This window comes from Sphingobacterium sp. UBA3549 (assembly GCF_002376635.1).
GTDB lineage: Bacteria > Bacteroidota > Bacteroidia > Sphingobacteriales > Sphingobacteriaceae > Sphingobacterium.
This window is the reverse complement of the sequence record NZ_DFOE01000032.1, coordinates 41,217-66,963: the sequence shown is the minus strand read 5'-3', so window position 1 is coordinate 66,963 and position 25,747 is coordinate 41,217. Positions and strand designations below refer to the sequence as shown.

General features: G+C 43.3%; 21 protein-coding genes. 5 read left to right on the top strand and 16 right to left on the bottom strand.

What is annotated here, in order from left to right:
* Positions 1-36: 36 nt before the first annotated feature.
* The 10 genes from B2W36_RS15895 to B2W36_RS15850 form a co-directional block, all read right to left on the bottom strand.
* Positions 37-1,818, bottom strand: coding sequence for an acetylxylan esterase (locus B2W36_RS15895; RefSeq protein WP_293888654.1), 1,782 nt, complete (start codon positions 1,816-1,818; stop codon positions 37-39).
* Positions 1,815-2,801 (bottom strand): glycoside hydrolase family 5 protein, encoded by a 987-nt coding sequence (locus tag B2W36_RS15890; RefSeq protein ID WP_293888653.1) that lies wholly within the window; start codon positions 2,799-2,801, stop codon positions 1,815-1,817. Before B2W36_RS15890 ends, B2W36_RS15895 begins: the two co-directional genes overlap by 4 nt.
* 8 nt (positions 2,802-2,809) lie before the next feature.
* Positions 2,810-3,487, bottom strand: coding sequence for a glycan-binding surface protein (locus B2W36_RS15885; RefSeq protein WP_293888652.1), 678 nt, complete (start codon positions 3,485-3,487; stop codon positions 2,810-2,812).
* 42 nt (positions 3,488-3,529) lie between these two features.
* Positions 3,530-3,961: a hypothetical protein gene (locus B2W36_RS15880; protein ID WP_293888651.1), complete on the bottom strand. Its 432-nt coding sequence runs from the start codon at positions 3,959-3,961 to the stop codon at positions 3,530-3,532.
* A gap of 20 nt (positions 3,962-3,981) precedes the next feature.
* On the bottom strand, positions 3,982-5,754 hold the full coding sequence (locus tag B2W36_RS15875; protein WP_293888650.1) for a RagB/SusD family nutrient uptake outer membrane protein: 1,773 nt from the start codon (positions 5,752-5,754) through the stop codon (positions 3,982-3,984).
* 21 nt (positions 5,755-5,775) lie between these two features.
* Positions 5,776-8,967: a SusC/RagA family TonB-linked outer membrane protein gene (locus B2W36_RS15870; protein WP_293888649.1), complete on the bottom strand. Its 3,192-nt coding sequence runs from the start codon at positions 8,965-8,967 to the stop codon at positions 5,776-5,778.
* A 184-nt stretch (positions 8,968-9,151) separates the two neighbouring features.
* Complete coding sequence (locus tag B2W36_RS15865) at positions 9,152-10,024, bottom strand: helix-turn-helix domain-containing protein (protein WP_293888647.1); 873 nt, start codon at positions 10,022-10,024, stop codon at positions 9,152-9,154.
* Positions 10,025-10,127: 103 nt separating this feature from the next.
* Positions 10,128-11,717: an MFS transporter gene (locus B2W36_RS15860; RefSeq protein WP_293888645.1), complete on the bottom strand. Its 1,590-nt coding sequence runs from the start codon at positions 11,715-11,717 to the stop codon at positions 10,128-10,130.
* On the bottom strand, positions 11,714-12,763 hold the full coding sequence (locus tag B2W36_RS15855) for an HlyD family secretion protein (RefSeq protein ID WP_293888643.1): 1,050 nt from the start codon (positions 12,761-12,763) through the stop codon (positions 11,714-11,716). Before B2W36_RS15855 ends, B2W36_RS15860 begins: the two co-directional genes overlap by 4 nt.
* A gap of 9 nt (positions 12,764-12,772) precedes the next feature.
* The gene (locus B2W36_RS15850) at positions 12,773-14,266 is read right to left on the bottom strand and encodes a TolC family protein (RefSeq protein WP_293888641.1); all 1,494 of its coding nucleotides are present in this window, start codon (positions 14,264-14,266) and stop codon (positions 12,773-12,775) included.
* Between the two features lie 92 nt (positions 14,267-14,358).
* Here B2W36_RS15850 and B2W36_RS15845 point away from each other — a divergent pair, with 92 nt between their 5' ends.
* A complete protein-coding gene (locus B2W36_RS15845; protein WP_293888640.1) occupies positions 14,359-15,144 on the top strand; it encodes an AraC family transcriptional regulator in 786 nt (261 codons plus the stop codon).
* Positions 15,145-15,398: 254 nt separating this feature from the next.
* Here B2W36_RS15845 and B2W36_RS15840 read toward each other — a convergent pair whose 3' ends face one another.
* A complete protein-coding gene (locus B2W36_RS15840; protein ID WP_293888638.1) occupies positions 15,399-15,713 on the bottom strand; it encodes a MerR family transcriptional regulator in 315 nt (104 codons plus the stop codon).
* 46 nt (positions 15,714-15,759) lie between these two features.
* Positions 15,760-16,455 carry a LytR/AlgR family response regulator transcription factor gene (locus B2W36_RS15835; protein WP_293888767.1) on the bottom strand — a complete coding sequence of 232 codons (696 nt, stop codon included), beginning with the start codon at positions 16,453-16,455 and terminating at the stop codon, positions 15,760-15,762.
* A gap of 653 nt (positions 16,456-17,108) precedes the next feature.
* On the opposite strand from B2W36_RS15835, the gene B2W36_RS15830 reads away from it, so the two are divergent.
* Complete coding sequence (locus B2W36_RS15830) at positions 17,109-17,654, top strand: hypothetical protein (protein WP_293888636.1); 546 nt, start codon at positions 17,109-17,111, stop codon at positions 17,652-17,654.
* 203 nt (positions 17,655-17,857) lie between these two features.
* Here B2W36_RS15830 and B2W36_RS15825 read toward each other — a convergent pair whose 3' ends face one another.
* The gene (locus B2W36_RS15825; protein WP_293888634.1) at positions 17,858-19,495 is read right to left on the bottom strand and encodes an MAC/perforin domain-containing protein; all 1,638 of its coding nucleotides are present in this window, start codon (positions 19,493-19,495) and stop codon (positions 17,858-17,860) included.
* 176 nt (positions 19,496-19,671) lie between these two features.
* On the opposite strand from B2W36_RS15825, the gene B2W36_RS15820 reads away from it, so the two are divergent.
* A complete protein-coding gene (locus B2W36_RS15820; protein ID WP_293888632.1) occupies positions 19,672-19,977 on the top strand; it encodes a hypothetical protein in 306 nt (101 codons plus the stop codon).
* Between the two features lie 88 nt (positions 19,978-20,065).
* Here the strand turns inward: B2W36_RS15820 and B2W36_RS15815 are convergent, their stop codons facing one another.
* Positions 20,066-21,424 (bottom strand): hypothetical protein, encoded by a 1,359-nt coding sequence (locus B2W36_RS15815; protein WP_293888630.1) that lies wholly within the window; start codon positions 21,422-21,424, stop codon positions 20,066-20,068.
* A gap of 489 nt (positions 21,425-21,913) precedes the next feature.
* On the opposite strand from B2W36_RS15815, the gene B2W36_RS15810 reads away from it, so the two are divergent.
* Complete coding sequence (locus B2W36_RS15810) at positions 21,914-22,429, top strand: MauE/DoxX family redox-associated membrane protein (RefSeq protein WP_293888628.1); 516 nt, start codon at positions 21,914-21,916, stop codon at positions 22,427-22,429.
* A 4-nt stretch (positions 22,430-22,433) separates the two neighbouring features.
* A complete protein-coding gene (locus B2W36_RS15805) occupies positions 22,434-22,802 on the top strand; it encodes a hypothetical protein (protein ID WP_293888626.1) in 369 nt (122 codons plus the stop codon).
* A gap of 50 nt (positions 22,803-22,852) precedes the next feature.
* Here the strand turns inward: B2W36_RS15805 and B2W36_RS15800 are convergent, their stop codons facing one another.
* Both B2W36_RS15800 and B2W36_RS15795 read right to left on the bottom strand, forming a co-directional pair.
* Positions 22,853-24,352 carry a TlpA family protein disulfide reductase gene (locus B2W36_RS15800; RefSeq protein ID WP_293888624.1) on the bottom strand — a complete coding sequence of 500 codons (1,500 nt, stop codon included), beginning with the start codon at positions 24,350-24,352 and terminating at the stop codon, positions 22,853-22,855.
* Between the two features lie 2 nt (positions 24,353-24,354).
* Positions 24,355-25,746: a RagB/SusD family nutrient uptake outer membrane protein gene (locus B2W36_RS15795; protein ID WP_293888622.1), complete on the bottom strand. Its 1,392-nt coding sequence runs from the start codon at positions 25,744-25,746 to the stop codon at positions 24,355-24,357.
* Position 25,747: the final 1 nt, after the last annotated feature.

Sequence of the window (25,747 nt, the reverse complement as noted above, 5' to 3'; positions counted from 1 at the left end):
AATTAAATATAAAGTAAGTTCTTCTGTATGTTTGATTTATCTTTCTTTTCCAACTTGGAGGGTGCGTCTAAACAGGTCCAATCCAGCCTCGTAAAATGCATTCCCGGTGCTATGTCCATGCTGCGGAAAAGCCATCCATGATTTTTCACTTTTCACCTGATTGTAAGCGGCAAAATTGATGTGTGGCGGACAAACGTTGTCCTGCACGCCAATGCCCATGACCAATGGTACACGGATTCGGCTGGCCAGATTTTTAATATCGAAATAGGAAAGCGTCTGGTACACCTTTTTCCAGCTTACCTCCGGATGTTGTGCCCGGTAATGATCCACATCCGATTTTGGCCAGGGTGCGATTTTGAAATAATCCTGAAAATCGGATAAAAAAGGAATACCAATGGCCAGTGCCTTTACACGAGTATCCAGCGATGCGGCTACGACCGACAATGCGCCTCCCTGACTTGATCCGCGCACAGCAATACGTTCCCCATCGATTTCATCCCTTGAGCTGACAAAATCCAGCGCACGCAGCACATCCATAAATGCCCCGCGATAGTAATACGTATTTTTATTGTCCATCCCGTAGGTAAACCAGGTACCGAAATGATTGGACTTCTCATTCAATGCCTGTCCGCGGATGGAAAGTACAAAATAGGCAAACCCATCCCAGCTTTGATTCGGAAAATAGGGTTTTGACCCATAGCCCATGTACTCCACAATGACGGGGTGCATTCCTGCTTTTTTAGGTTTAGCGTAGTAGCCCATGATCAGTTCATTATCCAGCGAGCGCATGGATACGTGGTACATCTCATAATCGAGCTTGGACTGCTCTGGAATCAGCATCAGTTGATAATCTGGCTGTACGCTAGCGAGCTGCGCTTTATTGGCCGTCCAGAATGTATCAAAATCTGCTGCTTCATCGTTCGGCGAAGCAATCTTTTCGGGCTCATAACCTACGTTCACCTGCTCTTCCAGCTTTTGGCCCCCATCCATCTCCACAGACACCTTGTAGCGGTAAAATCCCGGCTCGGCATTTTTTAACCCAAAGGTACCCATGGTAGCTGTCGCATGTGCGGGAATATCGATCTTCAACTCTTGCGATTTGACCGGTTTATACGCATCCGTGGTCACAACAATCCTGACGGTTGCACGCAGTGATTTTTTACCTTTGTTTTCTATGGTCGGTGCTATGGCGATACTATCCTCACCCAGAAAAATATAATCGTCATCCTGTACGTTAACTTTCAGCTTAAGTTTATCGACTGTTGAAGCGGGCTCTACCGTCATTACAGCTGCATTCAAGAAGCCGCCATTGGCGCTCCACCCATCAAAAAATTTGATGGCAATCACATTGTCACCGGTAAGATCAAGTGCTTCCAGGGGAACAAAATACCGACGCTGCTGATCAAAGTAGCCGGCAAAATTAGGCGGAAACTCCCCCGTTTTACCGACTAATATTCCATTGACATACACTTCTTCACAGGCTGCAAATTGACCGAGGTCGATTTGCACGCCTTCTGCCTCGGCAATTTTTTGCTGCATCGGCGCCGGAAAGACCAGTTGCTTGCGGTACCAGCCAAAACCCAGTTGTAACAGTTGCCCCTGCTCTTTGAGCGGTTTATCAGAAACCACGCTTGCCCAATGTTGATCCCGATAGTTTTTTGCGTTCCAGCTGCTGTCCTTGCCTTCACCTGCATGAAACTTCCAATTGGCACCAACATTATGGGCCATACTATTCTTAGCCTGCTGCTGCGCGTGACCTTTTAATGCTGCCGTACCATACAGCAGCATTAGCAGTGCAGTTTTTACAACGTTGCTCATTTATTGTTTCTTTTTAAATCTTGTCGCACCATTTTTCCCCAGGGTTTGAGCTGGCTTTCCGACCAGCCATATGCTGGCACCTGTTCATCCGCAATCATGGAGCAGCTTTCATTTTTGTCCGCGATAGACCAGGCTATCCAGCTGAGTTTATGGCGATGCATCCATTCCCTCCAGATTGCCCATTCCTCTTGGTCTATCGGTCCGTTACCGTCGGCATTCATCCCCGCACATTCCGACACAAAAATTGGAATACCTTTGGCCAGCGCATAGTCGGCACGGTCGCGAAGAAACTGCTGATGTGTACCTGCATAGAAGTGTACCGTATACATCAGGTTAGTAAATCCTTGGATGGGGTTATCGGCGACAAGATGGATATCCTGATCCCAGTTTGGGCAGCCCACCAAAATGATATTGTCTGGATCTATGGCCCGAATAACAGGTATTACTTCCTTTGCATAGGCTTGGATTTCGTCCCAGCTTGTCTCCGTGGGTTCGTTAAATATTTCATAAATGACATTTGGATAACTTCCATATTTTTGCGCTACGGTGCGAAAGAAGGCCTTGGCCTCTTGCGGATGTAGCTGATGTGCATGCCAATCAACAATGACGTATATGCCCGCGGCTATTGCTGCATCGATCACGGTATATAGATGCTTCAGCGCTGCCTCGGGATTTTGTAAGTACGCCTGATCAGGCTCTACACCAATAGCCGCGCGGACAACCTGTATATTCCAGTCTCTTTGAAGCCAGTCAATGGTCTGCGCCTGATAAAAGCGGGGCCACCAGTTGTGCCAGCCCAAGCTTACGCCATGGAGCGCCAGGGTATCGCCGTGTGCATCGAGTAGTGCTGTACCCGACACCCGGAGCTGACCGTGTTGGGCAACGACTGTTTTATCATCTGCTTGTGGACTGTTCCATGCCGATCGGCAAGCCAGTGCCAGCAACATAGTTACCAGCAGCATGGGGTAAACATATCTTTTCAACCGGCCTCCTATTTTTTAACAATACGAATATTAACGATACTAAAGTCGTCGTTAGTTTCAGCAGTTGGCTGAAAAACAAAGACAAAGTTGTTCCAGCCCATTTGCAAATACGATCCATTTGGCTGGCCATCATCTTTAAAAAATTCAATCAGCGGATGCCGTACCGTTTTCCATTTTCCATAGGTATTGAAAGAGCCGTTTGCTGCTAAATTCCACCGCATTTGGCTGCGTCCGCCATCCATAATAAAATTACCCACGCTAATTGGAGCCGTCGTTTTTGTATTGATTTCAAAATGTACTTCATAATCTTTGGGATTGGCAACTATCTGCGCATCCTGCATATCAAAACCCGACCAAAAGAATTGATTCCAGGACCATGCGCCTGAGCTTTGATGGAAACGTATAAATTTGGCAAAACCAGGTAACGGTTTGGGATCACCCGTAGCGGTGCCATCTGTTATGAAGTCCGATAAACTATTCATATCGACAATTTGAAGTCCCCTGTCGCGGTAACGAATACTTTTGGGTGTTTCCATCAAATCGCTGGACAGCGTCATCACAGCCCCTTCCGGTGCGCCTGCCGGCACAACGAAATACAGCGAATCACTGGTGGCCCTAACTGGTTTGATACTCGTGCTATTAAACATAAACTCCCCATCCGTCTCATTCAATTTGTAGAGATCCATATATTTACCCAACACAATAGTGGTATCTCCCGGGCTGGCAAATTAATTAAAAAAGCCATCAATTACGACGTTGGGAATCTTAACCTCGAAGGGGAATTCGGTTGATCCCTTTTCTGTTACTACCGTAATTTTATTCGTGACAACCGCTGGTACGGCCCGGGGTACTGCCAATGTGATGCGCGAGCGGACGGAATAGATTGTTTTTAAGTCGACTTCCACATCGTTAAAGCGGATTGATTTTACCTGCGCCAGATTATCTCCCTGCAAGACAATCATCTGGGTCAGTTCGCCAGCTGTAATGGCCGTTTGGAGATCCGCTGCCGTAGAAATCTTCTGTACCGAAGGTGCCCCGTTTGAAGTGAGCTGATTGTCGTAGTTATCGTCGTATTTCACAATATCTTTCTGACAAGAAGCTCCCGCTGTCAGCAGTGCCAACAACGATAAGCTAAAATATGTAGATTTATTTATTTTCATAATTTACTAAGACTAGTGGATTAATTCCATCCTGGGTTATTGGTTGTAATATTCGTATTGACCCCTACCGCTGTATTCGGGATCGGGTACAACAAGTGTTTATCCGTTCTGCTTTTTAGTACGCCAACTTCATCTACCCCGCCGATCCTGTTCATGACGTCGAGATAAATGCCCCATCGAATCAAGTCCCACCGGCGGTCTCCCTCGAGGGCAAGTTCCATCGCACGCTCTTCCAATACTGCCGATCGGAATGCAACCTGATTATCGATGTTGCCATCTCCGGTGAGGCGATGTGGCGTGGCATTACTACGTTCGCGCACCTGATTCAGTTTGGCCAACGCTGCGGCGCGTGCTGCACCGCTGTTTTCGACCTCATTGGCTGCCTCTGCATAGATTAGCAGGACATCGGCAAAACGTAAGAAATACCAGGCGGCATCTGTTCGTTCTATTTTATTGTCACTTACATCCGCATATTTTGTTAAATAGGCTAGGAAGTCTGCTGATTTTTCACTTCTATAATTTGCGCCATCGTTAAACGGAGCCTCTGGGGGTACAAAAGTACCGCTCGAATTGGTATATCCCTTTGCTTTACGGGTCCATTCTTCATTGTTGGGGTAATAAGAGCCCCCGCCCCAGCTGGCATCGCCGCCCTGTCTGATCCATCGATGCATCACTCCGCGCACAATCCGATAATCTTTGCTTTCAAAAAGTTTATACCAATGGTCCCGCATTCCCCACCATAGTCCGGTTTCAATGTTGCCTTTGGCATTATAAGTGCCGGTATAGCCAGCAGAGAATTGTACTCCGTAGTTTGCATTGCCAGCCACCGACTGCAGCGTCCAGATATTTTCGCTGCTGTTGCGGTTGGCTCTCAAAAACACCTGGTCATAAGGCAATAATGCATAAGCACCATACTTTCCGTTGATGACCTCAAGGGCTTTATCACGCGCTTTGGTAAAATATTCTTGTGCATTCAAACTCGCATAGCCAGCGAGCTGTTTCTTGCTCACTGTAAATGTCGCCGGGCTGGTAAATACTTTTTCAGTTCCGTTCATCGTAAAGGGAACTCCGCCCCGGACATTTACATTACCTGTCGCCAAGGCACCCGATCCCATTGTCACATACACCTTTGCCAATAACGATGCTGCAGCGCCAGCAGAGGCTCTCCCCGGCTGAAAACCGGCATCTGTATTTTTATACATCATGGTCTCGGCCTGGCTGAGCAAGTCAATGATATGTGCATACACAGTCGGTATTGGCTGACGCGGTTGATTGATATCCCCACCAGCATTGACGGTGATCGTGTGAATGGGCACTTCCCCAAATGCACGTACCAACAGAAAATAGGCATACGCTTTTAGGAAATTCAATTGTCCGATTGCATTATTTTTTACTGGCTCCGACAGTGTCTTCATCGGGGTAATATTTTCGATCGCCAGGTTAGCGCGGTGAATGAGATTATAGGGTCCTTCCCAGGTCATTTTGGTATAATCATTATTCTGGAAATTGCCCGCGCCCAAATTGCCGAACGACCAATCGGGGCCCGACATGTAGTCACAATCAAACTCGAGTGCCGGAGGGAAAACGTTCCAGCGAAACATATCATCTAAGAGTTTGCTGTAGGTACCCGCTACCCACTGATCCGCCCCTGTTTCAGAATCAGGAATACTTTCGGGTTCGATAAAATCAAATTTTTTCTCCTCAATCATTTTTGCGCAGCCCCCGATAACCGGCAATCCCAATAGGGCCAGTAGTGCATACGTTATATAGGTTTTATTTTTTTTGGTCAACATAATCATCAGCGTTTAGGAATATTAAAAATCAGCTTTTAAGCCCAGCGAAAAATTTCTACTCGTCGGATACGAATAGATATCTACCCCTTTTCGTGAAGGGTCGCCTGCGAAAGCGTTCACATCCGGATCAAACCAGCTGTATTTTGTAATCGTAAAGAGATTGGTCGCACTCGCATAGATATAAAGCGCGTTGAGACCTTTGAAAGGATTATTGAACGTGTATCCGACATTGACATTTTTGAGGCGCAGGTAAGAACCATTTTCGACGTACCTGTTGGAGGTCAACATGGTCCGTGTATAGCCCGCCACCGCCTTTGGCCAGCGCGCATCCTGTGGGTTTTCAGCTGTCCATCGGCTATCGTATAGCTTTTGGGGAATATTGCCAATATTTCCCATTTTCATATCCATCAGGTTGGCATTCAAAATATCGTTCCCTACAGATCCCTGCAGGAAGATGCCCAGCGTAAAATTCTTATACTTCAAGCTATTGGTCACACCAAAGACAAAATCGGGATTGACATTGCCAATGACCGTGCGGTCTGCAGTCGTAATTTCGCCGTCGCCATTCAGGTCGCGGTATTTGATTTCTCCAATTTTGGACGTTACCAGACCGTTACTTTCATTGGCATACACTTTTTCTGCTCGCACCTCTGCCTCATTATCATAAAATCCGTCTTCCACATAGCCAAATATTGTTCCGATCGGATAGCCATTGCGCTGCAAGAAGATGTTGTCTGCATTGTACCACAGCCTGTCTGAAAAGGCGTCTGCATTTAACCCCTGTACTTCATTGCGATTGAAGGAAATATTGGCATCAATATTCCATTTGAAGTGATCACGATTTATCGCTGCAAATTTACCTGTTATTTCGAGCCCTTTATTGGTGACATTGCCAGTTGAATTTATCCACATATTCTTAAAACCAACATCGCTGCCGATTGGAATATTCTGCAGCAGACCGTTTGTCTTTTTGTAGTAAGCATCCACTGTCAATTGAATACGGTTATTTAAAAAAGCCATGTCTACCCCAGCATTAAATTGATCCGTTACTTCCCACTTCAGGTTGGGATTGAGCGCACCGCGCCAGTCCACCTCAGCAAAACCACTGTTGAGACTTCCATTGATGGGGTAATTGGCCACTCCCAACACCGCTTTTGTTTGATACGCATTTACGCCTTGATTACCGGTCTGCCCATAGCTTACCCGCAATTTGAGGTCATTGAAAAAATTCAGGTCTTTTATAAACTGTTCGTCGGACATACGCCATGCCAATGCTCCAGAGAGAAAGTTTGAAAATTGCTGCCCTACAGTTAGACGGCTGGAGCCATCCCGTCTTATGGAAGCTGTAGCGATATACTTACCCTTATACGAATAATTTGCGCGTCCCAATAACGAAACCATTGCTGTCTGTCCACGATTACTGATGAGCGCCTCCGGATTCAATGCTGTTTGCATATTAAATTCTCCTGTAATATCGTTCGGAAAATTGGTGGCGCTCATGGATTTGCCGCCATAGTCTGCCCGTTCATAGGTAAAACCGGCGACAGCGTTTAGATTATGGTCCTGTTTGAACGTTTTATCGTAGGTTAAGATCGATTCGGCCGTCAAATTTTGATACCAGTTATCGCTCTGCCCGCCCATTCCATTGCGAGGTGTACGCCCTTCCTGGGTATTTCGGTTATAATAGGTATTGCGGTTGTTGTTGGTATAGCCAAATCCAAAATTCTGGCGAAAAGTCAAATTGGGTAAAATCTTTACACTGGCATAAGAAGAGGTGAATATCATATTTGATTTGAGCTGATCCTTTGCCGTATTGACATACACCCCAGGATTAGAGGCCAGCCAATTGAGCTGATCGGACTCGATCGTAGACATGTTGGGACCGTACGTTACCGGGAATAGCAATGCCGAACGTATAATCCCGTAATCGTAGGCATTCGATTTAGCGAAGTTATTTGTACCGTTGGTATAGTTTATATTTGATCCGAGTTCGAGCCAGCTGCGCACCTTTCGTCCCACATTTGCGCGAAACGCAATACGCTTATAGTCTGACCGTTTGATGATGCCCCGCTGATTGAGGTAGTTACCCGATATCATATGCCATCCTTTATCACTTCCACCCGAAAGGCTCAAATTATATTCTTGTTGCAAGCCATTTTGGTAGATTTCGTCCTGCCAGTCGGCACCTTCCACCATCGAGGTGTTTCCATGTTCGTCTGTGCGCAATCCCGGTGACAGAAAATCTTCAGGGGATGGATTATACGTACCGTGGTCAAAGCTGCCCTGTTGCGGATAAGACCATATTCCGGCATAGGGAAGTGTGGAATAATTCAGCCCTTCATATTTCTTACTATTGATGGCCTGTTCGTTGATGTAGTTGGCATAGGTGTAGGGATCGAGCATTTTGATCTTTTTGCCCAATTTCGAAACACTTAAATTTGACGTAAACTCGACCTTGTCGACGCCATTTTCGCCTCTTTTGGTGGTGATGATCACCACGCCGTTCGCGCCTCTAGACCCATAGATGGCGGTAGCTGAGGCATCTTTAAGCACCTCAATCGATGCGATATCATTGGGGTTAATGGCGGCTAATGCATTTGAAGTCTGCATATTATTGCTATTGGCCGAGCTAGCTGGTGTAGACCCTGTTTCAAAAGGAATGCCATCCACAATGTAAAGAGGCTGCGAACTGGTCGTAAAGGAGTTGGTCCCCCGGATGGTAATGGATACACCAGCACCTGGAGCCCCATCGTTCTGGTTGACTGTGACACCCGCCATCCGTCCCTGTAGTGCCTGATTGATACTTGGCGCCGGGTTTCCGGCCAGGATATCATCGGCTTTTACCTGGCCAACCGATCCCGACATGTCCCTCTTTTTTATCGTTCCATAGCCAATAACGACCACCTCGTCCAACACATCAGATTTGGGATTTAAGTATACCTTGATCGACTGCCGCGCGGTGACTTTTACCGTGCGTGTCTCCATACCCAGAAACGATATAAACAGATTGTCTCCTAAACTGACCTCAATTTGGTAATTGCCCTTTTCGTCTGTCAGCGCAGTTTTTCCTGCGCCGTTGCGCACCGTTGCTCCGGCTATCGGTAAATTGGTCTGTTGGTTTATTACCTGTCCCGATAGCTGCAGTTTTTGGGCAAAAGTAAGCATCGGAGTAAGGCCAGCAACCATACAGGCATAAAAGATTTTTTTGATCATTTTTGAGTTCCCTTAAAATTGGTTATTTAAATTGCTTTAACTACTTCCAAAACTAACAACAATGGGCACTCAAGGCTAATACTTTTTTATCTTCTTCTCATGCTATTTAAACCAATAACAGCATTTACAACTTTTTAAAGTAGTGTATAACCTATATTTTTTTAGCCGTATGTATACGTTCGGCTCACCAATAGAATTTAGAATTGCGGTATTTAGTCCGGAAGTCTGTAGGGGTTGCTCCTTTCTTTTTCATAAAGGTGCGGTTGAAATTGGATAGGTTGTTAAAACCCGACAATAATGCAATTTCGGCAATGCTGTGTGTTGTATCCACCAGCATCCGGCTGGCGTGGCCCAGCCGAATATCGTTTAAGGTATCGACAAAAGTTCTGCCGGTCCGTTGTTTTAGAAATCTACTTAAAGAAACAGCGGTCATCCCGATCAGATCGGCGGCTTCACCTAGCGACACTTCCTGCTGATAATTTTTGGAGAGGTAGCGTAATACTTTTTCAACACGTCGGCTATCGTGCTGCCCGATACTGCTGTGAAAAGAACGACTGCAGAGTTCGCGCATGTGTACATCTTGTGATAAAATAAACAGGATATCATACAAACGTACCACAGAATGGAAGCCATCTTTTTCATAGGCGAGCTTTTTGATCGATTCCTGTACCGCTCGAATGGTTTGCAGACTGAACGTCACACCATACACTGCCTTTTCTACCAACTGTTTGATGGAACGGAATTGATTTTTGTTGAGTAGCGTTTCACCCAATAAATCCGGCTGAAACTGTATGGTGATTTCGGAAATATGTGTGGACTGGCATTTATGGTCAAACCAACCGTGCTCGAGGTTGGCATTGGCGATCAGTGTAAGTTCGAGGTCTCCGATTTCCTCTATACTATCTCCTACGATACGTTGTGCGCCAGCAGCATTTTCAATGAAATTGAGCTCAAATTCTGAATGGACATGAATTGGAAAATCAAAACATGACTTCTCTCGGGCAAATACCATGAAACAGTCTTTATCAGAAAGTGGTGTAACTTCGCGTAATATCATTCGTCTACTTGTTAGTCTATAAGGTTATTGTCGTCAATTATAAATGTCGTTTATTTTTTCGAATAAAAAAATAGCCAGTGCCGTTGCGATTTTATAGGCCGCTTTAAGGCACATTTCCTTTTGTTAACCGCAACACAACACGTTGAATTCGTGGTAAAAGCAGCAAAATAACAATGACGATCAGTACGCCTGTTAGCATCCAATCGTAATAATCGCGGGTAGCACGGGCCAATATTTGATGCCCTATCAGTTGATTAAAATAGCCTGTAGCTACTGCTTTTGCGGTATACATATCGCTGCCAGCATGCATATATTGATTCTGAATATCCAACATCGTAAGCGGTAATTGCGGGTTGGTTTCTGTCAGTGCCTCCCGCACCTTCTCCCGAACCCCAGATTTTGCAACTAATTGTAGTTCGTTATTTAATGCCAGGCTTAGGGTAAAACCTGTAAACCTGGCCAATATCCCCACAAGCGATGCATTAATGGCAATTTTGGGCGGTGCTGATGAAGTGGTAAAGGAAACAATCGGTACAAATAATACCCCTGTGGCTACACCATAGATCAATAGGGGGAGCAGAAAATCGACCGTCTCTCCCTGTACCGACACAAATAGGATCATATAGGCATAATAAATCGCCATGATTCCAAATCCAACAACAATCAGACGGATCAGATTATACCCCATCAGCACAAATCGGGAAGTAACAAACATACTCAGCGTGGTCCCCACAATGACAGCTGTCCATATCGGAATGGTGCTCAATGGATCATTGCCTAAAATTACCTCCAGGTAGCCATAAGCAAGCCCAGTGCTTCCTTTGAACAGGTAGAATGTAACAAGTAGGAATATCCCCAACACAAAATTCTTGGCCTTAAAGATCTGTAAATTGATCAAGGGTCTTTTGAGTTTTGATGCTCTGACGATCAAGAGCGAAAGAATAAATAAATCACCGATACTAAGCATCAAAATGAGCGAACTATCCAACCATCCCAATTGGCGCCCATAGACCAGGATGTATCCCAACAGCAGAATGAAGGATACATAAAACAGATAGCCGATCCAATCCACCTGATAAAGTGGAATCTTTTTGCTAAACCGGGCTTTACTGTTCATGGTTAACACCACCGCCCCTGCCAGGATCATGAGCAGGATAATAAACCCGTAGAATAGCCAGTTAAAATCAAAGAAATAGAGTATCACACTGTTGTAGATGGCATAGAAGGGCACAGCAATTTGTATACAGCCGTAGAGAAGACTATAAGCAATCACCCGGGCGCGCACAGCATGTAATCTTGGAAAGATAAGCTGTAACACAATCCCCGACATCAATGCGCAGGTGATCCCCTGCAAAAACTGGCAGATAACAAAAACGGTCCAATCTTTAAAATGAAAGCAGACCACGGAACATAATGCATTCATGGCCAGGGCAATCAGCAAGTATTTTCTCGGCGCAAAATATTTGACTATCCGGAAGTCGAGTGCGAGGAATGCTACGGTAGAACCATAGATAACGACCATGCCATATTGTACATCGGTAGGCTGTATGCCGTAAAATCCCATTGCTGCAACGGGGCTACCGTAGAAAGCGAAACTAAATAAGCAGGTCATCAGAATGGCAAATATGACAGATCGCGCCCCCCACTCCGACACCCAGGATCTGAAAATCGGTAGGTTATGTGCTTGCATCATTTCGCTTTTAAAACATAGACATTGGCATTCATTCCGGCAGAGAGTTTTCCTAACTTTTCAGCCGTATCGGTTAATTTAATCCGAACAGGAATACGTTGCGTGATTTTCACAAAATTGCCGGTAGCGTTATCCGGTGGAAGCAGCGAGTAGCGTGAACCCGTTGTTGGCGAAAGCGACTCGATGGTCCCCTTGAAGCGCTCATTCGGAAAGGCATCCACCTCAATAGCTACGGCTTGTCCGATGGTGAATTTGCCGATCTGTGTTTCCTTAAAATTGGCCATCACCCACTTTTCCTCGGCCTTGTTCACCAAAAAAGCCAAGGTTTGCCCGGGCTGTATCAGTTGACCTTCCTGAATCGTCTTTTTACCGATCTGCCCGTCAAAAGGTGCCGTAATAACTGTATATCGAATATCGAGCTGCTGCCTTTGTAGCAGGGTTTGCTTGATTTTTATCTCTGCCTGTATCGCCTGCTGCTGTGCGCTAAAATCAGTCAATTTGGATTCGGCTACCTGCAAAGCTGCATTCGCCTGATCATAATCAGCTTGTGCAATGGATAAAGCGGTAGTGACATTGTCAAATTTTTGCTGTGTGGTCGATTCATCTGCCAGTAGATTTTTATAGCGCCCAAATTCTCTCTGCTGCTGCTGCAATCTGGCTTTAGCGCCGGCCAACTGCGCTTTGATCACCGCAATACTTTTACGTTGCGTCTCTTCGCTTGCGGCCAATATGGGTAATTTGGCCTGTGAACTCTGCAGTTCTGCCGATGCAGCATCTTTTTTCAGTCCGTACTCGTCCACTTCAATGACGACGAGCGTATCCCCTTTTTTAACCAGCTGGTTGTCTTTATACGCTATCCTGCTGATGTATCCGCCCACTTTGGCGTTTATGGGCGAGAGATAAGCATCTACCTGGGCATCGTTGGTCTGCTCATAGCGATACCCTTTTAAAAAATAGGTAGCTGCCCAAACCAGGATGCCTACGAATAATGCAATGCCCAATCCTTGGGTTAGGCTGACCACAATTTTGTCTGTTTTATTTTTGTTCATGATCGTTGATTAAAGAATTCCTACAATAGCCAATAGTCTGATATGGCTTACTTTTACGTCTGTCTGTGCGGTTGTGCGGTTAAATTTTGCTTCCAATAGCGCATTTTCAGCCTCCATAAGATCGCTCAGCAATGATTCCTGATTTAAATAACTGCTCCTGATCACACGGACGGTTTCCGTCGTTTGGATGATTTGCTGTTCGGCCGTTTTGACACGCTCCAAAGCCTGCTGCTGTTGCAAATAAGCATCTTTAACCTGCAGATAGATTTCATCTTTTTGAATGGCTGCTTTTTCTTGCGCCTCCCAACTAACCACCTGGGCATGCGCGATTGCATGTTTACTTTTGAACAGGTTGTCAATGGCGTACTGCACTTTGATCCCTGTCTGGCCAAATCCCCACAGGTCATTTGAATACGGATAAAAGGAAATCTGTGGATAGGTGTAATTATAGTTCGCGTACAAAGAAACTTTGGGCAATACCATCGCTTTCATCTGCTTGACGTTCAGTTCGCTCCATGTGATGTCACTATGGGCTATTTTGTATGCCGGGGATTGGTTAAACGCCAGGTCTACATACGCGGTGTAGCGATCATCTTCAAAGACATTTAATGCAGCACTGTCTGTATGGGTGATTGCCAATGCGGCGTCGTTTGCACGCCCCATCAGTATATTGAGCCGTTGTTTGGCGATTTCAATCTTTTTTGTCAGATCGGAAAGATTGAGTTCCAATTGCGACAATTTCACCGAGGTTCTCAGCACATCACTCTTAAGCACAGTACCGTTGTTGTGCAGACTTTCTATTAATCGCTTTTGCTTTTTCTCTGCTTGGATCTCTGCGTCAAGAAAATCGTAGAAATGCAAAAACTTGTAGAGATCGAAATAAGCAACAGCGACATCATATTTTACGTGATGCTTTTGCTGCTCTGCTTCATACTGCTTTCGCGTCGTCTCTTCCTTTTTCAGGGCGATATTCCTTTTATCCTTCCCGCCGTTGTACAGATTAAAATTCAGGTTGTAGCCCACCCCATAGCCGTAGCCTTTTACAGGCACATCCTGTGGCGCAGCGAACAATCCATCGTCATAGATCAGAAATTTAGAATTGAGTTTTACATCGGCACCAACCGATAGTTCGGGCAACAAACGGTCTTTAGCTTCCAAAATTGCTAGTTTACTTTGCTGCAGATCGAGGTCGGATAGTTTGAGCTGCCGGTTATTTTTCTCGGCCACGGTCCACATTTCTTCCAAACTTAAGGGTTTGATTTTTTCTGTCTGCTGCGCGTAAATAGCGGGCGCAACCAGCAGCAACAGTATGCCGAAAATAGGCTTGGCTTTTAAGCCGTGTTTGAGCGTCTTTTTCAATGCATCAAAAACGAATGTTAAATCGCATAGGGGCATCAGCGGACTGGCATAGGCGCAAGCCAGCCAATACCGATACGATTTGTCAGTTTCTTCCGATGGAAGCGGCGAGATTTGTTTATCGGGTTTTATGATTTTTTGTTCCATGTTGATTGTATGAAGATTAACACCGCAAAATTATCCAACACCGCAGACCAAGTTTTTATATAATTAGCCTATTATTTACTAAATTTGGCCACATGGATAGGCTTAGCGAATTAATCAACCGTGTGGATCAACATCCCGATTCCATCCTTGTCATGCGACAGCAGACCGAACAGCGCCTGCCTGCGCACCAGCACGACAAGGCGCAGTTGCTGATGGTGTATGGGGGCATTGCTTATCTGCAGACCGACGAAAAGGATTTCTATATTCCTTCCAATCATTATATCTGGATTCCAGCACACTATCCGCACAACCTGATGTTTAATACGCAGGATCTGTACATTATCAATATTTACTTTCCTGCACAGAAATCGAGTGCTTTTTATGACGAGCTGGGTATTTATCCGGTGAGTAAGCTGCTTGCAGAAATGCTCTTATTTAGCGAGCAATGGCAGGGTGATTATGGCGTTGGGTCATGGGAATTTGAGTTTTTGACCACACTTAAAGGCGTACTATCACAAGAAAACCTCAAAAAATTCTCCATCCAACTGCCGACTACAGATGATCAACGGCTCAATGCTATTACGGACAACATTAGAAATCGGTTACATGAAGATCTCAGCCTGGATACCATTGCGCAGCAATCGGGCATGAGTGTACGCAGCCTGACCCGATTATTCCAGACCAAGCTGCATATCACTTTTGTTCAGTATTTAAAAATGCTGCGGATTATTCGGGCCATGGAACTGATCAAAGATAGCGATTTGAACATGACCCAGATTGCCTATGCCATTGGTTATTCCAATATCGCTGCATTTAGCAACAACTTTCAGCAACTCACCAATATGAGGCCGACAGAATTTAGACTAAAAAAGCGCTAATTCTACTGTTAACTCCCTATTCACTCGTTACCAACTCCCAGCATTGATCGGAATTTTATCGGGTTCGCCTCGGGTCTTGTTCGAATTTGGGCCGAGGGGCACCCGATGCCCGTACGATGAAAATTGCTGTAAAGGCAGGAATTGGTTGGGAAAAGGTCGGGAGAAAGTGGCCAATTGCCTAAAAACGCCGCCCCAGGCGGGGCGGCGCTCCAATCAGCTCCATTTCAATAGGTAAACATGTAGGGAAGACCGTACTACAGGCCGCGGTAATGTTGGCGCAGTCGCTCCACATCCACATCGCGGTAGTAGCGTTTGTTGTGTACGCGCCTGGCAATGCAGATATGCCCATCGCGCTGCAGCCGATAGAGCGTTTCTGTGGAGATGCCGACATGCGATTTGACATATTCGGCATCCCGCAGCAGCACATTTTCCTGTTCCAGCTGCTCCCGTAGGTCGAGGTATGTTGCGAGCTGACGCTTGACGGCCAGGAGTTCCAGCAAGATTAATTTTTGGGCATAGGCCTGCCCTGGACTTAATAGTAAGCCCCTGAGGTACTGTTTTTTGGGCATTGTTATTAATTTAAGGTTTATGAAAAGTGTATAACCCATACACCTTTCAGGCGTATTGGCGTAATCTTAGCAGCCCCATCATACTCACGCGAATATCTAGATCGGTACGTTCAGGGAATAAAATCTTACGATTGACAACTTTCTTGGCAAAGTTGACACTCACAATAAAACCGCGGTGTACGCGCACGAAAGTACTTTTTGGTAGCATCGTTTGCACCTCGTCCATCGTGATGCGGTAGTTAAAATCGTCCTCTGCCTGCCGCAGGTGAAAGATTGCATAATTTTTACTTGACGATACCGCCAGAATATCAGTGAACAGTACAAATCGATCCATCTTTTTGAAGGTAAACCATTTCCCGATGGGCTCAATCTGGAAAGGCATGTTGATGTTTACATTTTTCTGATAGAGCGCGCGCTCGAAAGCGACAAAGAGATCGGGAAACCGCACCGGTTTGATGAGGTAGTCGGCCACCGCGATTTTGATGGCCTTGTAAGCATATTGATCTGAATGGGTACATAGAATAACGGGAGGTCTCTTTGCCTGCGGCAGTGTCTGGTACAGATCCATCCCCGACATCTCGGGCATCTCCACATCCAAAAGCAATACATCCGGGGGATTGTCCATGATGCTGTTGAAACCATCAATCGGTTTTGTAAAACACCGCACTTCACCGACCTCATTGATTTGTCGGAATGCGCTCGCTGCGATACGGTTATCGTAGGGATCGTCGTCAATAATCATTACATCGTATTTTGCCATTACCTTCGTTTATAAAAGTTAGTTTAACATTAAAATAGGGTGAACTGTCGGTCACTTCCATTGGTTGTCTTCAATCGTATTAAAAATATTCCTAAGATCATCATATCACTAATATTTTAAGCTAAGATAATAATTAAACATAAACACATCAAGTTATAATTATTAAACAATTTTTTACTTTCGTCATTAACTAACATTTAAGCCAAAACGACACTACCATGGACAACTACCCACCGAAAGCCATAACAACCTGATTAACAATAAATTTAGCATCCTTTATTTGGTCATTTAAGTCCAATTTTTGCAGTCTATTAGCACCTTTTCTTTAGCAGCGAAAAATTTATCATTTAACTTATTTTTGTGCCCACTTGTTAGGCATTTCTTTGGACAATCGCTTGTCAATGCTACAAATATGTGCATTACATTTTATCTATAGAAGTAATGGGAAATAAAGTAATTTCCAGGGACGAATAGATTTATCGCATACTAGTTCAATTGCACGATTCCTACTTATCCCTGTATATACCCTTTTTAACCCTATTGAAAACCTTTATTTCCCAAAAATTGCTATCCCGGTATAAGTTTTATAAATTGCTGATTGATGATCCACAGGTAAAACGACCAAAAGCTAAATTATGAGGAGAAGTAAACATGCGCAGCTCAACCCTTTTTTTAAGGATATCCTTCCCCATTGGCAGGATGACATCCCCGAGCTATCATCGCTCTTGCAAGAGGAAAAATTCGTTAAGGGTGAGCACCTTGTAAACGACTGGGGCGATCTGTATCTGATTGCCGAGGGGCTTTTTGGCAAATATGAAAAGACCTGTCCGGTACGCTATGCCCTTGCTGGCGAATCGCTGATGATCCCCAATCAAAAGCACAATTATCGCTTTGTTGCACTGAGCGATTGCCTGACGTTCCGCACCTCGTTCCGTCAACTGGAAGAGATCAATGCACACAACCCAAAAGTTTTTTACCTGTACGCCCACCTTAAGGATCAGCAGCTGCGCTATCTCGACTACCGGCACAAGCTCCTTTCGCTGCATAATCAGGACAAATATGATTTTGTTTTTGATCATTATCCCGACCTCCTTGCTCACATTACACAGAAGGAGCTCGCCCATTTTATGGGCATCAGTATGGAGTTGCTGCGGCGGATGATGCGGGATAGGGAGTATTAAGCTTCATGCCGATGGAAATATTACGCCCCGGCAGGGGCGCAAGATACTTGAGTATGGAGTTTTGCGGGCGTGCTTTCGCATTCAATAGATTATTGCCTGAAATAAAGTAGCGCAATTCATTTTCTTTTAGCTCTCTATTTTGAGGCTGTAACCTTGAAATCAGAGAGCTAAAAGGAAAGCTGAACTAGTTCGCTTTGTAGTCACTACAATCCTACAATAACATATTCATCAAGCTGCCGATCTGTTATTTGCACTAAAGCCATTAAATCGACCCAACTTCTCATCAGATATGTGTCTAATAAGTAGTCTTCGGGTATGGAGTAGCCAATTTTGCTTGCCACATCAAGTATATATAAAATTCCACCTTTTGTGAACTTTACCATCCTATTTTCATCGATTTGACTAGTTCCATCATTTTTCATGATATATTGAAAATTTGTTGTAATGACATCTTGATTCAATTTTTCTATCGACGTCTGTGTAACTTTCACACCGTAAAATTTTCGCTTCTTACTAATATAAGCGTTAAAAAGTGCATTAAAATTAGCTGTTGATAAATTGCTTGCAAATCCTGCTGCATCCAGTAAAACTCTATCGCCATATCGAGTGGTCAAAAACGTAGCATAGTTACGGGTAGAACCTGATCCAGTCGTATTCAAATTTACAATGACTAGACTAGGCTCAGTAAGTTTAGCGCTCGGAGAGTTGGTCAAAATTTGTTTTTCGATATTTTTCCTAATATTTTCCTCGCGAATTAGCTGTGTTATAGGCAAAAGGCCCTCTGGCCCAAAATCTATCATAACATGTGTAGATTTATCATTCAGCGAATTTGTCCAATCAGCAAAATTAATGTTTATATCGTCGAGAGATTTAGCAGGAGTAAATGTATTGAAACCATACTTGCCTCCAAAGGTCCTAACAGAAGCCCAAAAATTACTTATATTATTCTGCTTAGCAATATAACTGCTGTTGGCCTTTCCTAAACTAAAATCAACACCTAATGAGTCAGGTTTACCTGTTGGTCGTTTATTAAATGAATATGAAGCTGATATTGATTTTTCCATATTTTTCTCATGACTTTCGACACTTAGATTATTGACATATTTTCCAGAATACAAAGCTGTCGCTTTCCCGCCTGTCTGAATGCTGGTTGTTACGAATCCACCATGTGAATTGACAAATTCAGTTGGATGATTATTATATAATTCGTCTAAAAATAATGGATGTAAATAAGTGCTTTTTATTCGGTTTATAATATTCTCACTTGTAGTAAGCGTATGTTGCTCATCGACAACTGTGATGTTTAACTCTCCAAAGACACTATTACTTTCATTGACCAATTCAGATCCAAACACAGTTGTTTGGCTTTTTTTTGCTCCAAACGAGAAAGGACCAACCCTTAACTGAAAACCTCCCTTTACAGTACTGGATTTGTTGGATTTTTCCTGGTAGCGATCAAAATTTGAATATGCAAAGTATTTCGCGTCAGTATTATGAATAGGTAAAGAGGGCTTATAAAGGCTGGGCTCGCTCGCTATAATTTTATCCAGATCAATAACAGGAATACCAAGTCCTCCAGCATCTCCAAAATTTCCTTTTGCTGTATTATATGACTGTCCAATATAACTTTGAGGAATTCTCGAAGTTACACTACTTGCCCGCATTGATCCCACATTCACTTTTTTCTTTGACAGTAAAAATGGTTCATCAGATAATCGCTTCATTAGTACTAGTTCTTTATCATAATTTTCATCTGAATTTGTAAACAAATTATTAGATTTATTACAACTAAATAACATTAATGTCAACAACGCGACATATAAAGTAACACAATTTTTCATATTGAAAGATTTAATAATTTAATAATGAGCGAAGTTAATAAAAAGAATAATAAATGCAATAAGGTTGCATTTGCTATTCTTATAAAAATTTAAAAAATTTCTGAAACGACATTCTCATTATTTAGAATTGAAAATTGGCAATTACTTACATATAATATTGAAGTGAAAACAAGATTATGAATAGCAAAATTTTACTGTTATTGTCAGCCACCATGACCATTGCAAACGGAACTTTGTTTTATTTTGCCTACTGGAATGATCTCATGACTTATGGCGTCTACCTGCTTTTATTCCTACTGATATCAACACTAACACTTACTTCGCTCTTCAAGATACAAAAAAAAAATTTTGTCTGGTGGCTCATACTCCTTCCGAACAGCTACATTATCTTGGCGCAGATAGCCTTTGTGATCCTATTTTTTTTACTTGGGGGACCTGAAATCGTATTCGAAAGAATGCGAGGAAATCTTTTGAGACACTAAAAAAGCTTACAATGGATCACATTTGCGGTATTTATTTGTCGTAAACTAAACGAGTGGCTACGCAGAAATAAAGAGCTATGTTTCCATTTTAGCTCATCAGTGCTTCGAGCATGGTATATGTTTTAAAAATACTTAGCAGAAGCGCAAACAAAAGACAGTACCAGAGCACATCGATTTCCTTGGCCAGTTTGATCGCAAAAACAATGATAAACATGAATGGGCAGACGGCTATAAAAATAAACATAGCTGTTGCTATAGCTTCAAAAATATCCTCATCGTAATTCATCAGCAAGAGCATGATGCCGACGTAAAACAGCCATACCACCAGTGGGGACAGAAAGCATATCAGCAGTTTCCAACGCAAACTGAGCTTTAGGTTTTTAGGTATTGTTGTGCGCTTATTCTTGTACAATAGGAAGCACATCGCGCCTACCGCTAAAGTCAGCATCGCCAATTGCACATAGGTATTGAAAATAGTATCGGCACGTGTGTTTACCTTGGAAGAGGACTTGAGTTTATCCCCGCTATACTGCTTTACCTGCGTTTTCTCGCCGTTGACAAATGTCTGTACCACCCTATCGTTACTGCTACTATCTTGGAGTGTCCAGGTAGCATCTTCCAGTCCCATCTTATAAAATCCTTCTATGACCCGCGTATTACCTTTTGTTCTTACCAATGGTCCATCGAGGCGTCCGCCGTTAAACCGCAACGAATCCGTCCCATCCTCCGTGTGGATGATGAGCTGGGTGATTGTTCCAACAGGAATACGCGTTGCACTGTCCCCGATAATGCTTAACACGTCCTGATCGAGCTGTTGGATATTTTTATTTTTATTGTAATCATCGCTCCGGGCAGGCCTGTTGGTATATAAATAATCTATTTTAACAACAAGCAGCGAATCTTTTTTATAAAATTGAAATCCATAGTAAGGTTCAAAATTCTTGAGCGTCGGATGCTTTAGTAAGACATACTGCGGTTGCTCAAAAGCTTGAATATATCGCGGCTGTGTGGTGGCACAAAAAGCGAACATAGCCACCATACCGATCAGGTAAGTACTTACGCGCAGCATGAACGCGGGCGGGATGGCAGGCCGTGATCCGCTCTTCGTATACAACCAGGCCAAGCCGATCATGGGCAATGCCATGAGATCGGACAGATCGACTGTCCGTCCTACAGCAAAATAAGGATTCAACCATTGGATGAGCCCCGTCGAATACTCACTTTTCCAAAAGGTAAATAGTACTGCTGTGGCTATAAAAATCAGGGCTTTCCGTTTGGGAAAGATTGCCGACCAGAAAATAGGGAATATAAAAAGCCCACTAAAATCGGAAATCTTTCCTGTCAGCACATTGTGAAATGCCGCTTTTAAATAGAAGTCGTTCACGAGCAGCAGGACCAGAAAAAGAATAAAAAGTGGCGAAGCGAGAATCCTTAAGCGTTCATACATAATTTACGTTAACTTTTGTATTGATACCCCATTATACCATTTGGTAACCTTCTTCGTCACGATATGGTTTAAGGGGCGGACCTCTTTTTTTACTGCTGCTGCTGGGAATACGCTAGCGAAGGCCGCATGCTAAGTCCAAGTTATGCCCAATTTTTTGGGTTTTCTATCGCAATAATTTGCGATAGCAAACCCAAAACATTGTGGTCAAAATCCCAACATTTACCAGAAATTGTACTGCAACTTTGTAATAGCAGGTCGGATAAAGCAGGTCAGCATCCTAAAGCTTGGTTGAAGCAAGTCAAAGTACAGCTAAAAAGCGTTATCCGAAATGCCCAATAAAAAACACGATTATGAGACAGTACAAAAGAAAATTTGCGCTATTCCGGCAATGTCGTTAAGCAGCAAGGCTACCCAGGAAATCCGTCTGTTGGGTACAGGTGGCTCCGTAGAACAACAAACAGAAGATACATCATCACGATATAAGCGCTTATGGAGAAGCACTTCAATACATACGAATATCAACAGGATCGGCCGGCAAGCTCCCCTAAACGCGGTAGTTCAATCCGCTCCGTTGCACGCTGGATCTATCGTCACTTACCTGATGTGATCATTTATGGCTATGCCTTTATCTACATGTACACGGGATGGGCTAAGTTTATGAACATGGCCGCTTTTATCAAGGGTAATAGCAAGATCCCCTATCTAGGTCAGTACGCGAAGTTGATCGGCTATGGCATCCCCTCCTTGGAGATTATGTTGGCGATCCTATTGGTTATCCCAGTGTATTGGATTAAGCGGGCTGCCCTGTGGGCTTCGACCGTACTGATGATTTTATTCACTGTTTACCTCAGCTTGATGGTCAAATTTGTGGAGAATAAGCTTTGTCACTGTGGTGGTGTAATCGAATCGATGGGCTGGAAAACGCATATCGCCTTTAATATCATCTGGGTGATAGCGGGAATTTTTGCCCTGGTAAAAACAAAAGTTACACATTCTAAAATTTAAACCCATGGAAAGAATTAAAAATTATGGGAAATTGCTACTGGGTGTAGCAACAATCGCAGCTGGTGCTGGAATGGCTCAGTATGCTCAAGCGCAAAAAGCTTCAAAGTTAGATAATCAACAAGCGCAAAAACTTGAAGCAATTACTACTGGAAAGGCTACGATGCGTTACTGGGTAAATGACCAGTCGACTGGTAAATATCTAGAAATTACGACTGCTCCAAATCCTAGTGAGAATTGTCAGGAGCCGAGTCCTAATGATTGTGTCATTCAATCTGAGAATGCTTCATTGCCTTCGACGTTGGACTACAGTCAAGCTACTCCGGCAAATGGTGTACAACCACACCCAGATTCAGATAAGGCTTTTTACCAATAGTCTTTTGGATCTAATACGACAGGCCGGCAATTATTTGCCGGCCTGTTGCATTAAAGATTCTTTTCCATTAACTCAATTAATGCTTTTCCACCATCTAACCTCGGATCTGGAGGCCCCGACGAAATAATGTTCCCTTTTTTATCAATCAGTAATAGCTGCGGCGCTCCCTTAAAATTGTAATGTTTATAGAATGGACTTTCATACCATGATGTTCCATATGTTGAAAGTTTCAGCTGCTCTGGCTGGCTATACTCCTTGGTCTTCAATCCATTTATCCAAGCCTTTCGGGTTTTATCAACACTGAGGCTAATAAAGACAATATTTTTTGTCTTTTTGGATTTAAAATGGTCTATGATCTTGCGCATTTCTTTGTTCATATATTTACAGCCGAAGCACCCGTTGAACCACAGATCAATAAGAATCATCTTACCTTTAAAGTCTTCTAGGCGATGTATGCGACCTGAAGTATCCGGCAAGCTAAAGGCATAGGCCGGTACATTATTACCTGTTTTCAACTGCCATCTTTCAAATAGATGCTTAATAGTGGGATCCTTTAACATCTTATAAATGCTTGCCGCAATGTCTTGTACTCCTGCTTTTCGCTCAGCGAGATTAATTGCAGTTGCAGTTAACAATGCTTCGCGTTGTTTGTTTGAAATACGGGAAGTAATCGCTTGCATTATATCCTTAAATTCAAAATCAGGGGCGATTTTATCAGGATATTTGGTATAAGCTGCACGGCTTCGCTCCCGTTCAAAAAGATATTTAATGTACAGTGGTGCATATGCGGCCAGATCATTATCATCTTTTGGAAGGTGAGATAGCCAATTTAGATATTCTTGCCTGAATACCGGGAAGTCAAACCCTGCTTTTCCTTTGTTCAACCACAATTGTGAACATATTGTTGAATAGGCACCTCCGATCGTATTGTATTTTATGATCTGGAATACGGAATCGGTCAAATCATTTTTGTAAAGGTCAAGTATGGCTAGCTTTGTTTGTAGATTTTTTTCTATCAACTCTATTAAAGACTTTATGTAATCACTACTATTTTCGCGTTCTTTCTGACGAAGCAAAGGTAAAATCGAATTTCTCGGAAATATCTGATTAGCATAGATAGCCTGCTGGCAGTTCATCCGATCCTCACCTCGTCCAGAAAAATTAATATTATCATCCGCTACATCCATCTGCAAGCTATCTCCGGCCTGCATCAGATAAAGTGTAAAATTATTATCCAAGCTATTTAGGTAATTATATTCCTGATGAGAGCCCTCAAGCTTAAAACTGACAAAAAGTTTGGAACTCTTAGGCTGAAAGCTAAGTTGAAAGGTGCCATCCGTACTGATTTCGCTTTTGTAAGATGTTGAAAATGCGTACCAATTCGGCAAAGCATATTCATCGAGCACAATCAGGTGCAACTTTGTACCCTTGGGTACTTCTTTTAAAAATCTCCCCGTAAGGGTTATATCGGACTGCGCATGCGCTACCGACACTATTGCCCAAATACAGGCTATAAAACATGAAATTATTTTAAATAAGATTTTTCTCATGATTACTTATTAAGTGTATAAAAAATAGATTCATTGGTCGGGATTGGGAATACAAATCGTGCAGAACCTGCTTCGAGTATATGCGTTTCGTTTCCAAGCTTCCTGCTTAGGGATATGTTCGCACCCTCTTTATTGAGCCGCCTTAAATCGTCCCAACGTAATCCTGCCCGCCATACCAATTCTTTCCGTCTTTCTATCAATACTTTATTTAGGGCTTCGGCCTTTGTAGAAAAATCATCCATTGTGAATGTCCCGGTTTTATATCTTTTGGAAAGCAGCTTGAATAAATAATCCTTACAGTTTTGAAGATCATTTTTTCTGGCTGCACATTCTGCTTTGATCAGATATATTTCATCCGTAGCCAATCCCGAATAAGGGAACCGGGAAGAACCGCTGTATCCCCGTTTTGTCTTGATGAGTCCGTTTGCAGCATTTTTTGAAAAGAAGATGGATTTGCGAAGATCATTATCAGCATATAAATTATAAAGGCCATTATCGATGCTCATATTTTGTATACTCGCATATAATACCAATGAATAATTTCGTCCCACTGTTGAATACAGCATTGACTCTTCATTATCTAGCGCAAAAGGTGTTGCTGCTGTTAAGCTAACGGTGTTGTAATCGATAAGCTTATCATACATAGCAAGACAGCTATCGGCATATCGCTCCGCCGACTCGTAATTGCGCATACTTAGATAGATGCGGGCAGCCAGAGCATAAGCAGAAGGCCTGTTCGCTCGGTTTCTATTGACTGTAATGGCTGCATCCAGTAATGAAGTAGCACGTTTCAAATCGGACAAGATCTGATCATAATTTTCTTGGATAGAAGAACGCTGTACTACTTCATCAATATTAGGAGAAAGCTTTAAGGCTATTCCTAGTTCCTGTCCTGCTGAAACGGCATCATAGGGTGCGACAAAGTTTTTGACCAGATCAAAACATGCAAAAGCGCGTGCAAAATAGGCATGCCCTAAAATATGGTTATATTTTTTTCGATCTACGGCAGCATCTTTAAGATCTTCCATTCCCCTGATAACCGAGTTTACATAAAATATGCCCTCATACGGGTAATTAAAATCTTCTATACTCGTCTGTCCACCATACCGATCGTCAGACCAGATATAAACATTTCGTTCCAAATTTGACTGCGTCAAAAAGTCTTTTTCCTCCGGTATACTATACTCGTCCGAGGATAGCAACGGGAGTGCTGATGTCTGGTTTACCCGGGGATAATCCAGCATTTGCTGAAAATCATCCAATGTCTTTGGAGACACAATGTCTGTAGACGGCTTCACATCAAGGAAACTATCTTTACATGCTGTAAGATGCAACAAAATGAACAGCAATAAGAAAACCTTTATTGAAGTCATGTTTTTATTTAAATTCATCATG